Genomic DNA, 15,623 nt, shown 5'->3' with positions numbered 1-15,623 from the left:
CTCAGCCGCGAGCGGAGGCGGCCAGTTCCGCTCTGGCCCGGTCGATCTGGTCGAGCGCGTAGCCGACGATCTCGGTGATGGTCATGGCAGCCCCTTTACCGGCCAGTGACTCGTAGTCCTGGTCGCCGAGGGCGGCGCGCAGGTGCGCGACCGCGTCGTTGATCTCAGGAAACGCGTGCGACGTCAGCGGCGTGGCGGCTAACCCGCTGATGGTGGCCGCCGGCGCATGATGGCCCAGGCGGTCCAGGTACGCCGCGAGGACCGCCAACGGGCTGCGGACCAACGCGAAACTGCCGGAATCGTAGAAGTTTCGTAGCGATACGGTCAGCAGGTCGAGGGCATCCGTCGGATTACCCTGCGAAACGGCCAACCGGGACAGGATGAGTGTCTGGTGCGATTCCTGTTGGCGGTTACCGCTTTCGCGCGCGATTACCAGGCCGCGGGACAGCGCGTCGTAGGCCTTGTCCGGCTCGGCCTCGGAGTTGGCGTACCCGTATGCCAGCAGAGCCTGCGACCGGACATTCGGGTTGTCCGAAGTCTCGGCAGCCGCCGGGAGGTTTTGTGACGCCGCGACCGCAGCCGCGATGTCCCCGCTGATGATCAACGCGTAGACCAGGCAGGCGTGCACCAAGGTGTGCGGGTGCGGGCGTCGCTCAATGATGTTGCGGCACCAGTCAACCCAGCGTTCCGGCTGGCCGGCGACGATATAACCGACGCCGAACATCGGTTCAAGTGCTTCCACAATCTCGTCGTAGCGCCCACTGATGATCGCAGCCTTACCGGCCTTGCTATAGCGGAAGTAATCCTCGATGCGACCGTTGGCGTAGCACTGCACGGCGGCCAGACAAAGGTGCACCAGCCTCCGGTGGTCGACAGCCTTCGCCGGCTCGATGAGTTCCTCGACCCACTGGACGGGTTCGTACTGCTCGATGCACAGCCCCAGAATCGTTGCGTACCAGGCGATCGCGATGGCGGTGTCGAGGTTTCCGGCGTCGGCGGCCCATCGGAATGCGCTGCGCAGGTTCGGCAATTCGTCGGTGAACCAGATGTAGGAATCGCGCTGCCGGCTATCCCACAGCTCGATGACATCGTTTTCGCGCACTGCGAAGTACCGCGCGTGTGCGACGCGGGTGTCGTCCGCGTCACCCGCAACGACGAGTTGTTCTTCGGCGAACTGGCGTACCGTTTCCAGCATCGAGAAGCGCGTTCGCGACGCCGATCGATCGGCCACCAGCAGCGACTTGCGGACCAGCGCGTGTAGCAGGTCAAGGGTGGCCAGATCGTCATCGGATCCGGTGACCGCGCAGGCACCCGAAAGGTCGAACCCTCCCGCGAACACCGAGCAGCGTTGCAGCAGAGCCCTTTCCGAACCGTCGAGCAAATCGTAGGACTACTGCACCATGTGCCGTAACGTCTGGTGCCGTTCCATCCCGCGCCGGGACCCGACCAGCAACCGGAACCGGTCGTCGAGCCTGTCGCGCAGCTCGGTCGGGGTCATGGACACCATCCGCGAGGCCGCCAATTCGATGGCCAGGGGTATCCCATCCAAGCGACGACAGATCTCGACGACGGCGGCCGTGTCGTCGCCATGGGTGAAGGACATACCCTGCGCGAAACCCTGTGCGCGTTCGATGAACAACGCCGCCGCGGGCGATGCCACGCCGCGTCCGCGGTCCAGCGAAGGTACCGTCCACAGTTGTTCCTCGCCCAGCGACAGGCCCTCGCGGCTGGTGGCGAGGATCGTCACGGTCGCGGAGTGCTCCAGGATGTTTTCGATCAGATCGGCCGCCGCATCCAGGACGTGTTCGCAGCTGTCGAACACCAGCAGCCGCGACCGGGCCCGCCAAGGCCATCGCGATGCTGTCCGCCAGGCTCATCTCCGGCTGCTGAATGATCCCCAGCACGGCCGCGGCGGCATCCGGAACCGCTGCCGGGTCACCGACTGTTGCCAGTTCGATCAGGAAGGTGCCGTCGGGGAAGGCGTTCGACAGGCGTCCGGCGACCTCGAGCGCCAGCCGTGTCTTGCCGACGCCGCCAACCCGGTCAGCGTGACGAGACGGTGTGCCTTGAGGGCCGTCTGCACCTCGACGATGTCCGATTCCCGGCCGATGATCGAGGTGGCCGGGGCTCTAAGGTTCCCCGGCACCGTGTCGACGGCCCGAAGCGGTGGGAAGTCCGTGCTGAGCCCGGAAGCCCGCACCTGATGGATGGCAACGGGTTTGGCGATGTCGCGCAGCCGGCGCACGCCCATATCGATCAGGTCGACACCGGTGAGCAGTTCCGCGGTCGCGCCTTCGAGCAGGATCTGGCCACCGTGTCCGGCCGACATGATTCGCGCGGCGCGATTTAGAACCGCACCGAAGTAGTCGTCGCCGCGCAACTCGGCCTCGCCGGTGGCGACGCCCATCCGCACCGGGAGCTCCAGCCCCCGCTGCGCGGTGACGGCCGCGTCCACGGCGGCCTTCGGGGAGCTGAACGCCGCGCACACCCAGTCCCCGGTGTGCTTGAAAAGCCAACCTCGGTTTGCGGCCACGGTTTCGGCCATCAGGTCGTCATGAGCAGCCAGGGCCACCCGCATCGCGTCCGGGTCGGCCTCCCAGCGCCGCGTCGAGCCCTCCACGTCGGTGAAAAGGAAGGTCACCACTCCCGACGGGGCATCCGGAGTGGCCTGGCCCTCGGTGAAGCCCATTGACGCACTGTAAGGCAGGTGCAGCGGACGCGAAGGAGAAGTGTCACCCTGCCCACTTGACACCCGTCAACTTTCGTGGCGGTACAGTCTGCGCATGCAGATTCGCGAGCATCTCGGCACCGGCAAGCCCGCAGTCATCCTCCACCCGTCGGGCACCGTCATCAGGTTCGACGAACTGGAAGCCCGCGCCAACCGGCTGGCGCACTACTTCCGGCAAGCTGGGCTGGTCGAGGGCGACACTATCGCGATCCTGATGGAGAACAACGAGCATCTCCACGCGGTGATGTGGGCGGCCCGTCGCAGCGGCTTGTACTACGTGCCGATCAACACCCACCTGACGGCGGCGGAGGCGGCCTACATCATCGACAACAGCAGCGCCAAGGCCATCATCGGTTCGGCGGCGCTGCGCGACACCCTGGCCGGCCTGGCCGAAGAGCTGCCGGGCGGGCTTCCCGCGCTGCTGATCATCGCGGACGGGGATCTCGAGGGCTGGGAGCGCTACCCGGAATGCGTTGCCGGTCAGCCTGATACGCCGATCGACGACGAGATCGAGGGCGACCTGCTGCAGTACTCGTCGGGCACCACCGGCCGGCCCAAGGGCATCAAGCGCGAATTGCCGCACGTGCCACCGTCGGAGGCGCCCGGCATGATGTCGGCGCTGGTCGGTTACTGGATGACGCCGGAATCGATCTACCTCAGCCCCGCGCCGCTCTACCACACGGCGCCATCCGTGTGGTCGATGAGCGCGCAGGCCGGCGGCATCACCACCGTGGTGCTGGAAAAATTCGATCCCGAGGGCTGCCTGGATGCCATCGAGCGCTACCGGGTCACCCACGCTCAGTTTGTCCCCGCCCACTTCACGAGGATGCTGAAACTACCTGGGGCCGTGCGGGATTCGTACGACATCTCGTCGCTGCAGCGGGTGATGCATGCGGCGGCCCCGTGCCCGGTTGAGATCAAGAAGCAGATGATGGACTGGTGGGGTCCGATCATCGACGAGTACTACGCGTCCTCGGAAGCGCACGGTTCGACGCTGATCAGTGCCGAGGACTGGCTGACGCATCCGGGTTCGGTCGGCAAACCCATGGTGGGCGCCGTGCACATCCTCGACCAAGACGGCAACGAGTTGCCGCCGGGGCAGGCCGGCGAGATCTACTTCGAGGGCGGCTATGCCTTCGAATACCTCAACGACCCAACGAAAACCGCCTCATCGCGCGACAAGCGCGGCTGGGCCACCGTCGGGGACATCGGTTACCTCGACGAGGAGGGCTACCTGTACCTGACAGACCGGCGCCACCACATGATCATCTCCGGCGGGGTGAACATCTATCCGCAGGAGGCCGAGAACCTGTTGGTGACGCACCCAAAGGTGTTGGATGCCGCGGTTTTCGGGGTGCCCGATGACGAGATGGGCCAGCGCGTGGTGGCGGCCGTGCAGGCCGTCGACGCGGCCGACGCCACCGACGAATTCGCCGCGGAGTTGACGGCGTGGCTGCGAGACCAGTTGGCGCACTACAAGTGTCCGCGATCGATCGCGTTCGAAGCGCAGTTGCCGCGCACCGACACCGGCAAGCTCTACAAGAATGAGCTGATCGAGAAGTACTCGGTGTGACCGATGCTCTCGGTGGTCGACCTGTCGAGTGCGCCCCAGGATCGCCCGGCGATCCCGCCCGGGGTGATCGTCGCGGTCGGCTCGGCCGCCGACATCGCAGGGGCCGGATCCTGGCTTGACGCGGCATCTTTCACGCTGACGGAGGATCCCTGCGGCGATCGGCGTGTGGTCACCGTCGACTCGGTGCCGGCGACGGTGGCGGAGCTGACGGCGCGCTGTGAACGTTGGCCGCACGCCAGCGAGATCTGTGACGACGTGCTACGCGCGGTGGACCCGCAGGACCCGACGCTGTCCGGGGTGATGACGGAGTCGTTGGCGTATTCGACCCTGCAGGCCGGCCCGGAGTTCGGGCGGTGGTTGCGCGAACGTGGCCCGGTCCGCATGCCCGAGATCGCCGACCCGGTGCTGGCGCGGCGAGACGGCGACGTCGTGCGGATCGCGTTCAACCGGCCGCAGCGGCACAACGCGTTCTCCACCGATGCGCGCGCGGCGCTGTTGGAGGCGCTGGCGGTCGCGCAACTCGACCCGTCGGTCACCGGAATCCTGTTGAGCGGCAACGGCCCTTCGTTCTGCAGCGGCGGGGACCTGGCCGAGTTCGGCACCTTCGCCGACCCGGCGAGCGCGCACCTGGCCCGTACCCGCTACAGCCCCGCACTGGCGCTCGACGCGCTGGCCGCCAGGCTCGGCCGCGCCTGCCGCGCCGAGGTGCACGGCCGGGTGATGGGCAGCGGATTGGAGATGGCGGCGTTCTGCGGGTGGGTAACCGCCCGCGACGATGCGGTGTTCGGGCTACCCGAGCTGGCGTTGGGTCTACTCCCCGGCGCCGGTGGCACCGTCAGCGTCCCGCGGCGGATAGGACGTTGGCGCACGGCGTATCTCGTCCTGTCCGGCCGAACCATCGACACAACGACCGCATTGTCCTGGGGGCTGGTGGACGAGGCGTAGCGGCCGGGCGCGTCACGGACGGCCAAATCAAATCCCCTGTCTGACAGTAGTTCAGCGGGATGACGGCGATCCCGTTTGACGCGGCTCAGAAGCCCGAAAATGTCGTGGTGGTCGTGGACGGTATGGAAGACACGATCGCCGCGAACATGGCGAACCACAGCACCACGCCGATCACCGCCACGACGACGCCGACGACCGCGCCGATGATGGCCCACTTCTTGGCGTTGTTCGACGCCTCCTGAGCCTCCGCGTAGCGGCCTTGGGCCCACAGCCCGGACACCTTGGTGGAGTAGACGATCGACACGATTCCCAGCGGCAGGCAGCACAGCACAGTGCACAGGATCGCCCACACCAGATAGTTCTCGGGCTCCTGCCATCCCGGGTGCGGCGCGGGCCATCCGGCGGGTGGCGGCTGGCCCTGCCACCCCGGTGGTGGCGGCGGCTGCCACCCCGCGGGTTGCTGACCCTGCCATTCCGGTTGCCGGCCCTGCCATTCCGGTTGCTGCCCCGGCCCTTCGGGCGAACCTCCGGGCGGCACGGGGGGATAACTCATGGCGGCTGCCTTTCCTGTCATTTCCTCGGCTGGCGAACGGCTCAGTTTCCACACCGGTTTGCCGGCCGGAGGGTCAGGTAAATATACTCCGGACTTCGCTCTGGGGCCGTGAGATCGGTGGGCCGGGTCAGATCCCGCCCCGCGTCACGAGTTGCCGGGCAATCACATTGCGCTGGATCTCGTTGGTGCCTTCGCCGACGATCATCAAAGGTGCGTCCCGGAAGTAGCGTTCGACGTCGTATTCGGTGGAATAGCCGTAGCCGCCGTGGATTCGCACGGCGTTGAGCGCGATCTCCATGGCGATCTCGGAGGCGAACAATTTGGCCATCCCGGCTTCCATGTCGCAGCGTTCGCCGCCGTCGTACCGTTCGGCGGCATACCGGGTGAGCTGGCGGGCCGCGGTGAGTTTGGTCGCCATGTCGGCCAGGTAGTTGCCGATCGACTGGTGCTGCCAGATCGGCTGGCCGAAGCTCTCGCGCTGCTGTGCGTAGGCGAGCGCGTCGTCCAGCGCCGCGGTGGCGACGCCCAGGGCGCGGGCGGCCACCTGGATGCGTCCCGTCTCGAGGCCCTTCATCATCTGCGAAAAGCCTTCCCCCGCAACGCCACCCAGCACTGCGGTGCGGGGCGCCCGGAAGTTGTCGAACGACAGCTCGCAGGACTCCACGCCCTTGTAGCCGAGCTTCGGCAGGTCTCGCGACACCGTCAGGCCCGGCCCGTGCTCGACGAGCACGATCGAGATGCCCTTGTGACGCGGCCTGGCATCCGGGTCGGTCTTGCACAGCAGCGCGATCAGCCCGGAACGGCGCGCGTTGCTGATCCAGGTCTTGGATCCGTTGATCACCAAGCCACCCGACTCGTCTGGCATTGCGGTGGTCGTCATGTTCTGCAGGTCCGAGCCGCCGCCGGGTTCGGTCAGTGCCATGGTGGCCCGCACCTCTCCGCCGGCCATCCGGGGCAGGTAGGTCCGCTTCTGGTCCTCGGTGCCGAACAGCGTGAGCAGTTTGGCGACCACGGTGTGCCCGCCCATCGCGCCGGCCAGGCTCATCCAGCCGCGCGCAAGTTGCTCGGTGACCCGGACGTAGCACGGCATGGATACCGGCGACCCGCCGTACTCCTCAGGAACGGCCAGGCCATAGATCCCGATCCGCTTCATCTGCTCGATCCACGCCTCGGGATAGGTGTTGGCGTGCTCGACCTCGCGAACGGTCGGTTTGACGTCGCGGTCGATGAACGCCCGCACCGTCGCGACCAGCATCTCTTCTTCGTCGTTCACCAGTGATCACCTTCCAACTTGAGGTGGCGACCCGCTTCGCCCGGCTTCGCCGCGCTCGCGATCGCCACGCAACCTGGAGGTGGCGACCCGCTTCGCGGTTGACCCTCGATTCCTCAGCCTGCCAGCATGGGGCGTTGTGACCAGTGACGGGTATGCGGGGCTTCGCCAGGGCGGGCCGTACTTCGACGATCTCTCGGTGGGGCAGGTGTTCGACTGGGCGCCGTCGATGACGTTGTCGTCCGGGCTGGCGGGCGCCCACCAGGCGATCGTGGGGGATCGGCTACGCCTGGCGCTGGACGCCGATCTGTGCGGGGCGGTGACGGGCCTGCCCGCGCCGCTGGCCCATCCGGGCCTGGTGTGTGATGTGGCGATCGGGCAGTCGACGTTGGCGACCCAGCGCGTGAAGGCCAACCTGTTCTACCGCGGCCTGGTGTTTCACCGGTTTCCGGTCATCGGCGATTCCCTTTACACCCGCACCGAAGTGGTTGGGCTGCGTGCGAATTCACCCAAGCCCGGCCGGGCTCCGACGGGTCTGGCGGCGCTGCGGATGATCACGATCGACCAGGCCGATCAGTTGGTGCTCGACTTCTACCGGTGCGGGATGCTGCCCGCCGGGCCGGATTTCACGGCCGACGATGCGCCCCACGACGAGCTGTCCGGCATCGGTGCCGATGTGCCCGGCCCGGCCCACGATCCGACCGCGCAGTGGGACGGCGAGGTGTTCCGCGACAAGGTACCCGGTTCGCACTTCGATCCCGGCCTGGTCGGTTCGGTGCTGCACAGCACCGCCGACGTGGTCAGCTGCGCTCCAGAACTCGCCCGACTAACACTGAATATCGCTGCCACACATCATGATTCGCGGATCGGCGGGCGCAGGCTGGTGTACGGCGGCCACACCATCGGTTTGGCATTGGCGCAGGCGAGCAGACTGTTGCCCAACCTGGTGACGGTGTTGGGCTGGCAATCCTGCGACCACACCGGACCCGTGCACGAGGGCGACACCCTCTACAGCGAGCTGCACGTCGAATCCGCCGAGCCGACCGGTCACGGGGGCGTCCTGGGGCTGCGGTCGCTGGTGTATGCGGTCGGCGATACCGATGGCGATCGGCCGGTGCTGGACTGGCGGTTTCGCGCACTGCAGTTCTGAGCCGGTTCGCCGGTCGATGCGGCGCCGGGGGCCGTGCGCACAATGGGGGCGTGAGTTCGGCTTCGTCGATGGGCGGGTCCCGTCAGATCAACGACTGGGGGAGCAGCGGGCTGGCCTATTTGACCGGCCTGCCCGACGGTCCCGCCGACTTCTCCCGGGCCAACGTGCTGGCCCGCGCACAGCGGGTGGCCGCGGCCATCGGCCAGCGGCTGGGTGTCGCCGTCGATGCGGCCGGGGTGTTGGCCGGCAGGGCCGCGCTGCTGGGCCTGACCCGCGCCGGCCGGGTGTCGGCGGGCGGTGGTACCCGCCTGCTCGCCGCCCGCGACGGCCGCTGCGCGCTGACCCTCTCGCGTGCCGACGATGTCGACGCTGTGCCGGCGCTGGTGCAGGCCGACGAGCTTGCCGCCGATCCGTGGCCGGTGGTGCAGCGCTGGGCCGCCACCCGGCCGGTGGCCGAGATCGTCGAACGGGCTGCGCTGCTCGACATTCCGGCTGCGGGCCTGGGCGAGGCCGCGCCCGCGCCTGCGGCGATACGCGTGCGGGGGCCGCGAGCAGACCACGCGGCGCCGCGCGCACCGCGCGGTCTGCTGGTGGCCGATCTGTCCTCGATGTGGGCGGGCCCGCTGTGCGGGCGGCTGCTGGCCCGCGCCGGAGCGACCGTCGTGAAGGTCGAAAGCCCGGGGCGCCCGGACGGCACCCGGGCCGGGAATCCCGGCGTCTTCGACTGGATCAACAGCGAAAAGCTCAGCTACGAAGTGGATTTCGACGGCCAGGCCGGCGAATTGCGCGAACTCCTGACGGTCAGCGACATCGTCATCGAGGGTTCGCGCCCGGCGGCGCTGGCTCGCCGGGGGCTCGGGCCCGACGACATCCCGCCGCGCGCGGGCCGAATCTGGTTGCAGATCACCGGGTATGACGGCCGGCGGCCGGGATTCGGCGACGACACCGCGGTGGCCGGTGGCCTGGTCGGCGCCAGCGCCGAGGGGCCGGTGTTCTGCGGTGACGCCATCGCCGACCCGCTGACCGGGCTGGAGGCGGCCCTGGCGGTGGCCGAATCCCTGGGCCGGGGCGGCGGCGAGTTGATCGGCGTATCCATGTCCGGGGTTGCCGCGACCTACGCGGCGCTGCCGGTCGAGCCGTCGGTGTCGTCGGCGCCGGTTTCGCCACCGCCCACCCCGCCGGTGGCGCGTCCGGCGTCCGGCCCGGGGTCCGACAATGCGGCGGTTCGGCATCTTGTCCGCCAGAGGCGTTGTCCGTCATGCTGATTCAGCGTGCGACCCTGCTGGACGGGACCATGACCGACATCCGGGTGGGTGCGCTGATCGAGGAGATGGCACCGCCGGGTGAGGGTCTCGTGCCGCGGGCGGGGGAGGGCGTGCTGTATGCGGGCGGCGGCGCCGTCCTGCCCGGGCTGCACGACCACCACGTGCATTTGCGCGCGGCGGCCTCGGCGCTGGACTCCTTCTTCGTCGGGCCGCCCGGCGTCAGTACCGAATCGGAGCTGACCCAATTGCTGGCGAACGCCACGCCGGGACCTGACGGCTGGATTCGCGCTGTGGGCTACCACGATTCGGTTGCCGGGGAACTTGATCGCGCCGCCCTGGATGCGATCGTTCCCCATGTGCCGGTGCGCATCCAGCACCGCAGCGGGGCGCTGTGGATCCTGAACTCCGAGGCGCTGGGCCGGGTCGGCCTGCCCGAACACCCCGACGGACGGCTGCGCAGCGCCGACCGCGGCTGGTCGCTGGCACTGGCGCGGCGCGAAACCGACCTGGCCGAACTGAGCCGCCGGATCACCGCGACCGGTGTCACCGGTGTCACCGACGCCACGCCTGATCTCGATGCCGACGACGTGGAGTCGCTGAAGGAGGCGCACCGGTGCGGTGAGTTCCGCCCGCGACTGAATTTCCTGTCGCCGGGCAAGAGAATTCTGCACGACGATCGACTGGATCTCGATGGCCTCGCGGAATGGATTGCGCGCCAACATGACGACGGGCAACCCGTCGCCGTGCACTGCGTGACCGCAGCCCAGCTGGTGGTGACCATCGCGGCGCTGCGCGCCGCCGGCGGCCATCCGCGGGACCGCATCGAGCACGCCGCCGTGGTGCCCGACGACACGCTGGCCGACCTCGCCGAGCTCGGGGTCACCGTGGTGACGCAGCCCAACTTCGTCGCCGAGCGCGGCGACCAGTACGTCGCCGAGATTCCCGCCGCCGAGCACGATCAGCTGTGGCGCGTCGCATCGTTGCGCGACGCGACGGTGCCGGTCGCGCTCTCCACCGACATGCCGTTCGGCCACGCCGACCCCTGGACGGCGATGCGCGCAGCGGTACACCGCACCACACCGCTGGGCGTCGTGCTGGGGGCACACGAAACCGTCTCGGCGCGAGCGGCTTTGACGATGTTTCTGGGATCGGCCGACCGTCCGGGCCAACCAAGGGCGGTGGCAGTCGGGCAGCCGGGGGACCTGTGTGTGCTCAACGAACCGCCGGCGACGGCGCTGGCCGCCCTGGACGCCGGTCTGGTGGCGGCCACCGTCATCGGCGGTGAGCTGGTGTACTTCGCGATGTGAGCGGTATCAGGCGGTGGGGGCCAGTGCGGCCCGCAGACTGTCGCACTGGCTGTCGAAAAACCGCCGCGACACTTGGGCTTTCGGCAGCACCAGGTCGAAACCGTGGAAGGCGCCCGGAACGGTCTCGACCTCGCACGGTACCCCCGCATCGCGTAGGCGTTCGGCGTAGGCCAGGTCTTCGTCGTGGAACAGGTCATGGGTGCCCACCCCGATCCAGGCGGGCGGCAGCCCGCTGAGGTCGTCGTGGCGTGCCGGCACGGCGTCCCGAGGGTCGGCGTGGCCCAGATATGCGGCCCAGCCGAAGCTGTTGCTGCGGTTGTCCCACAGCCGGTAGTTCGCGCCGGGCGCGGTGGCCGAACTGCGGTCGTCGAGCATCGGATAGGTCAGCAGCTGGAAGGCCGGGCTCACCTCGGCGCGGTCGCGGGCGAGCAGGGCCAGGGCCGCCGTCAGGCCGCCGCCGGCGCTGGCGCCACCAATGGCGACACGGTAGCGGTCCACCGACGGCAGCCCCGCCAGCCACGTCAGCGCGGAATAGCAGTCTTCCAGTGGTGCGGGATACGGATGTTCGGGCGCGAGGCGGTATTCCACCGACGCGACGGTGATGCCCAGCCGCGTGCTGAATCCGCTGCAGAGCCGGTCGTCCTGCTCGGCGGTGCCGATCACGTATCCGCCGCCGTGGATCCACAGCAACGCGGGCGTGGGCCGGGCGGCTCCGGCGGGCCGGAACAGCCGAACGCCGACCCCGGAACCGAGCGCGATGGCCTCGACGCCCGCGACGGGCTTGCCGAGGCGTCCCCGCCACGCGAGCGCCCTCCGCATGAGCGGCAGGGTGCGGGGGCTGACGAGTCGTCGCGGCGCGATGCGGGCAAGTCGCCGCAGGTCAGGATGAACGTCGTTGTTCGTCACCCGACCAGTATCACCGACGCGAGACAGGCGGCGACGCGGGTGCGCCCCGTCGGCCGCACAGCGCTGCCGCACGGAAAGCCGTGTAAAGAACCGTAATTCGGTGCTTACGGCCACCCCGGTAGCGCAGAGTCCGCCTCCACCGCCGCAGGCGGATGAACCATGCGGGGCGCTGCGACGTGGCCGGGGGAGGGAAATGAGATTAACCAGGCGTAGATCGGGGTATCGGAGCAATGCTGGCGCACGGGCCTGCCGTCAGCTTGTTGGGATTTCCGGTACGTCGCCGCAACGTTCCGCACGGGACCGAGCGCCGGCGCTCCGCCCGATCGGCCGAGACGCGAAGGACGTGAAATGCTTGGGCAACTCTACGACCGGGCGCTCAGCGGGGAACGATGTTGGATCCGTCATGACGACGGTGAACTGCGGCCACTGCCGGCGCACCGATGGTTGGGTGTGCGATGTCCCGGTGATGGATCTGGTGACGCCTCCGACGCCTCCGAAACCGTCGACGAGGTCTTCGACGAAGCCGTCACGCAGATGTGCACCGGGCCGACAATCGAGCTGGGCTGCGGTCCGGGCCGGTTGGTGGCCAGGCTGATGCAGCGGGGGATTCCCGCCCTCGGTATCGACCGGTCCGCGACCGCGATCCAGCTCGCGGGTCGCGGCGGCGCACCGGCGTTGCTGGGCGACGTGTTCGAGCCGCTGCCGGGAACGGGCCTGTGGCAGACCGTGCTCCTGGTCGACGGCAACGTCGGGCTGGGCGGGGACCCGCGACGAATTCTCGGGCGTGCCTTCGAGTTGCTGGGCCGCGGCGGCCGGTGCATTGCCGAATTCGAGGCCGAGGCCATCGGCGTCTGTTCGCGATGGGTCCGGCTGGAGGCGGCGGGCGAGGTCGGGCCCTGGTTTCGCTGGGCGTCCGTCGGCGTGGACAGTGCCGCCGCGCTGGCGGCACAGGTGGGACTGACGCTGTCCGGGGTCCGCCTGGTCGGGGGCCGGGTGATCGCCGATCTGACGGCCCGATAACGGCCGAATAAGCGTGTCGTCCACAACGGAGTTGTTCCTACACAGGGACTTGAAAAAAAGCTTTTAACAGGGCGAATGCCGGATTCGAGGGGCCCGGCGGCCCGACGCTTTCGTCGCGGTGATCCGCGGGCCTCAAACTTCAGTTTGTGAACGGGTATCAGGGGTACAGTGCCCTGCATGACGGTGAGCGGCCCTGGCATTGCCGATTGCGTGAAATGGTTGTTGCGGGCCCGCCCCGGTGACTATGCGCTGGCGTTGAGTGTGGCAGGGGCTTCGCTGCCCGTGGTCGGCAAGCATCTCGAGCCCCTGGGTGGTTTGACCGCCATGGGCGTCTGGGGAGCCCGGCATGCACCGGAGGCGATCTCGGCGGCGTCCAAGGACTGGTTCAAGCCCGGGATCAACGACGCGCGCCGCCGGGACCGGGAGAGCACCCGGCAGGTGTCGATCGCCGCGTTGCGCGGGGTCGTGTCCGCAGCGGACCTCGATACCGACTGGCCGGTCGCCGAGAAGACGCCGCCGATCTGGGAGGGCCTGCGCCAGCGGCGCTACCTGCATCGCCGCGCCGTGCACTACGGCGACCACCCCGACCAGGTGCTCGACGTCTGGCGGCGCGAGGAGTTGCCCGCCCACCCCGCGCCGGTCCTGATCTTCGTGCCGGGCGGCGCCTGGGTGCACGGCAAGTGCATGGGCCAGGGATCGGCGTTGATGTCACGGCTCGCCGAGCAGGGATGGGTATGCCTGGCGGTCAACTATCGCGTTGCGCCCCACCACCGTTGGCCACGCCACATCGTGGACGTCAAGACGGCCATCGCGTGGGCACGTGCCAACGTCGACAAGTTCGGCGGTGACCGCAATTTCGTTGCGATAGCGGGATGTTCGGCCGGCGGCCACCTGTGTGCGCTGGCCGGGCTGACGCCCGACGACCCGCAGTTCCAGGCGAAGCTGCCTCAGGGCGCGGATACTTCGGTTGACGCGGTTGTCGGGATCTATGGCCGCTACGACTGGGAGGACCGCTCGACGCCGGAGCGCGAACGGTTCGTCGAGTTCCTCGAGCGCGTTGTGGTCAAGAAGTCGATCGCCCGTCGTCCCGACATCTTCCGCGACGCGTCTCCGATCGCGCGGGTGCACCGCAATGCGCCGCCCTTCCTGGTCATTCACGGCAGCAAGGACAGCGTCATCCCGGTGGCACAGGCGCGCAGCTTCGTCGAGCGGCTGCGGGAGGTGTCGCACTCGATGGTCGGCTATCTGGAATTCCCCGGCGCCGGCCACGGCTACGACCTCATCGACGGCGAACGCGCCGGCGCGGCCGCGCACGTCGCCTCGCTGTTCCTGAACCAGATCTATCGCACCAAGACGCGCGTCGGGGCAAAAGAGGTCATCTGAACCGGCACCGCTGAGTATGGTCCCTCTATGAGCATGGGGCAGCGGTGAAAAGGCTTAGCGGGTGGGACGCCGTACTGCTGTACAGCGAAGCGCCGAACGTGCATATGCACACCATCAAAGCCGCCGTCATCGAGCTGGACGCCGATCGCCGCTCGCTGGACGTCGACACCTTCCGCGAGGTGATCGCCGGCCGGCTGAACAAGCTCGACCCGTTCTGCTACCAGCTGGTCGAGGTGCCGCTGAGCTTTCACCACCCGATGTGGCGGGAGAACTGCGAACTCGACCTGGACTACCACATTCGGCCCTGGAAGGTGGCGCCGCCGGGTGGCCGCCGCGAGCTGGACGAGGCGATCGGGCAGATCGCCAGCACGGCGCTCGATCGCAGCCGGCCGCTGTGGGAGATGTACTTCGTGGAGGGCTTGGCCAACAACCGGATTGCCGTCGTCGGCAAGATTCACCACGCCCTCGCCGACGGCGTCGCCTCGGCGAACCTGATGGCCCGGGGCATGGACCTGCAGTCGGGCCCGGAGGGCGGGCCTTACGTCTGCGACCCGGCACCCACCCGGCGCCAGCTGATGGCGTCGGCGTTCGCCGACCACCTGCGCCATGTCGGGCGGCTGCCGCACACCTTCCGCTATACCGCCCAGGGCCTGGGCCGGGTGCGCCGCAGCTCGCGGAAATTCTCCCCGGAGCTGACGCGGCCCTTCGAACCGCCGCCGACCTTCATGAACCACAAGATCACCCCGGAACGGCGGTTCGCGACCGCCACCCTGGCGCTGGCCGACGTCAAGGAGACCGGCAAGCGGCTCGGGGCGACGATCAACGACATGGTGCTGGCCATGTCGACCGGCGCGCTGCGCACCCTGCTGCTGCGCTACGACGGCAGGGCCGAACCGCTGCTGGCTTCGGTGCCGATGAGTTTCGACTTCTCGCCCGAACGCATCTCGGGCAATCGCTTCACCGGCGTGCTGGTGGGCCTGCCCACCGATTCCGACGATCCGCTGGAGCGGGTGCGGTGCTGCCACGAGAACGCCATCGCCGCCAAGGAGAGCAACCAGCTGATGGGGCCCGAGCTGGTCAGCAGGTGGGCGGCCTACATGCCACCCGCTCCCACCCAGGCCTTCTTCCGGTGGGCGTCCGGGCGCGACGGGCACAACAAGATCCTCAACCTGAACATCTCCAACGTGCCCGGCCCCCGGGAACGCGGCCGGGTGGGCGGGGCGCTGGTCACCGAGATCTATTCGGTGGGCCCGTTGACCGCGGGCAGCGGCCTGAACATCACCGTGTGGAGCTACGTCGATCAGCTCAACATCTCGGTGCTCTCCGACGGGTCCACGCTCGAGGACCCGCACGAGGTCTCCGAGGCCATGGTGGCCGACTTCATCAAGATACGCAGGGCCGCAGGGCTTTCCGAGAACCTGACGGTCATCGAGGCCGCGATGGCTCCGGCGTGACCCGCCCGGGTCGCTAGGGGATCGGCTGCCGCGGAGGCGGAATCTCCGCGGGACGTCAACGCCGTTTCC

14 protein-coding genes are annotated in these 15,623 nt (G+C 68.6%); 8 read left to right on the top strand and 6 right to left on the bottom strand.

Annotation, left to right across the window (positions count from 1 at the left end):
- Window position 1 precedes the first annotated feature (1 nt).
- The 3 genes from OQ789_RS08110 to OQ789_RS08100 form a co-directional block, all read right to left on the bottom strand.
- Complete coding sequence (locus OQ789_RS08110; protein ID WP_324684825.1) at window positions 2–1,381, bottom strand: hypothetical protein; 1,380 nt, start codon at window positions 1,379–1,381, stop codon at window positions 2–4.
- Window positions 1,382–1,390: 9 nt separating this feature from the next.
- Window positions 1,391–1,822, bottom strand: a complete 432-nt coding sequence (locus tag OQ789_RS08105) for a hypothetical protein (protein WP_324684823.1) — start codon at window positions 1,820–1,822, stop codon at window positions 1,391–1,393.
- Window positions 1,823–1,957: 135 nt separating this feature from the next.
- Window positions 1,958–2,689, bottom strand: coding sequence for an adenylate/guanylate cyclase domain-containing protein (locus OQ789_RS08100; RefSeq protein WP_324684822.1), 732 nt, complete (start codon window positions 2,687–2,689; stop codon window positions 1,958–1,960).
- 94 nt (window positions 2,690–2,783) lie between these two features.
- Here OQ789_RS08100 and fadD4 point away from each other — a divergent pair, with 94 nt between their 5' ends.
- Window positions 2,784–4,301 (top strand): fatty-acid--CoA ligase FadD4, encoded by a 1,518-nt coding sequence (gene fadD4 / locus OQ789_RS08095; protein ID WP_324684821.1) that lies wholly within the window; start codon window positions 2,784–2,786, stop codon window positions 4,299–4,301.
- 3 nt (window positions 4,302–4,304) lie between these two features.
- The gene (locus OQ789_RS08090) at window positions 4,305–5,246 is read left to right on the top strand and encodes an enoyl-CoA hydratase/isomerase family protein (RefSeq protein WP_324684820.1); all 942 of its coding nucleotides are present in this window, start codon (window positions 4,305–4,307) and stop codon (window positions 5,244–5,246) included.
- 85 nt (window positions 5,247–5,331) lie between these two features.
- Here OQ789_RS08090 and OQ789_RS08085 read toward each other — a convergent pair whose 3' ends face one another.
- A complete protein-coding gene (locus OQ789_RS08085; protein WP_324684818.1) occupies window positions 5,332–5,799 on the bottom strand; it encodes a CD225/dispanin family protein in 468 nt (155 codons plus the stop codon).
- A gap of 127 nt (window positions 5,800–5,926) precedes the next feature.
- Window positions 5,927–7,072, bottom strand: a complete 1,146-nt coding sequence (locus OQ789_RS08080) for an acyl-CoA dehydrogenase family protein (RefSeq protein ID WP_324684817.1) — start codon at window positions 7,070–7,072, stop codon at window positions 5,927–5,929.
- Between the two features lie 136 nt (window positions 7,073–7,208).
- On the opposite strand from OQ789_RS08080, the gene OQ789_RS08075 reads away from it, so the two are divergent.
- The 3 genes from OQ789_RS08075 (at window position 7,209) to OQ789_RS08065 (ending at window position 10,791) form a co-directional block, all read left to right on the top strand.
- Window positions 7,209–8,219: a MaoC family dehydratase gene (locus tag OQ789_RS08075; RefSeq protein WP_324684815.1), complete on the top strand. Its 1,011-nt coding sequence runs from the start codon at window positions 7,209–7,211 to the stop codon at window positions 8,217–8,219.
- 68 nt (window positions 8,220–8,287) lie between these two features.
- Window positions 8,288–9,484, top strand: a complete 1,197-nt coding sequence (locus OQ789_RS08070; protein WP_324685060.1) for a CoA transferase — start codon at window positions 8,288–8,290, stop codon at window positions 9,482–9,484.
- Window positions 9,478–10,791, top strand: a complete 1,314-nt coding sequence (locus OQ789_RS08065; RefSeq protein ID WP_324684813.1) for an amidohydrolase family protein — start codon at window positions 9,478–9,480, stop codon at window positions 10,789–10,791. Before OQ789_RS08070 ends, OQ789_RS08065 begins: the two co-directional genes overlap by 7 nt.
- 6 nt (window positions 10,792–10,797) lie before the next feature.
- Here OQ789_RS08065 and OQ789_RS08060 read toward each other — a convergent pair whose 3' ends face one another.
- On the bottom strand, window positions 10,798–11,697 hold the full coding sequence (locus tag OQ789_RS08060; protein WP_324684812.1) for an alpha/beta hydrolase: 900 nt from the start codon (window positions 11,695–11,697) through the stop codon (window positions 10,798–10,800).
- A gap of 348 nt (window positions 11,698–12,045) precedes the next feature.
- Here OQ789_RS08060 and OQ789_RS08055 point away from each other — a divergent pair, with 348 nt between their 5' ends.
- From OQ789_RS08055 to OQ789_RS08045, 3 genes are all read left to right on the top strand, one after another.
- Window positions 12,046–12,717: an SAM-dependent methyltransferase gene (locus OQ789_RS08055; RefSeq protein ID WP_324684811.1), complete on the top strand. Its 672-nt coding sequence runs from the start codon at window positions 12,046–12,048 to the stop codon at window positions 12,715–12,717.
- A gap of 177 nt (window positions 12,718–12,894) precedes the next feature.
- Entirely contained in the window at window positions 12,895–14,100 is a 1,206-nt protein-coding gene (locus OQ789_RS08050) for an alpha/beta hydrolase (protein ID WP_324684810.1), read from the top strand.
- Window positions 14,101–14,144: 44 nt separating this feature from the next.
- A complete protein-coding gene (locus OQ789_RS08045) occupies window positions 14,145–15,554 on the top strand; it encodes a wax ester/triacylglycerol synthase family O-acyltransferase (protein WP_324684809.1) in 1,410 nt (469 codons plus the stop codon).
- The last annotated feature ends 69 nt before the right edge of the window (window positions 15,555–15,623 follow it).

Source organism: Mycobacterium sp. 94-17 (genome assembly GCF_035617725.1).
Lineage (GTDB): Bacteria > Actinomycetota > Actinomycetes > Mycobacteriales > Mycobacteriaceae > Mycobacterium.
This window is presented reverse-complemented; position numbering and strand designations above follow the sequence as displayed.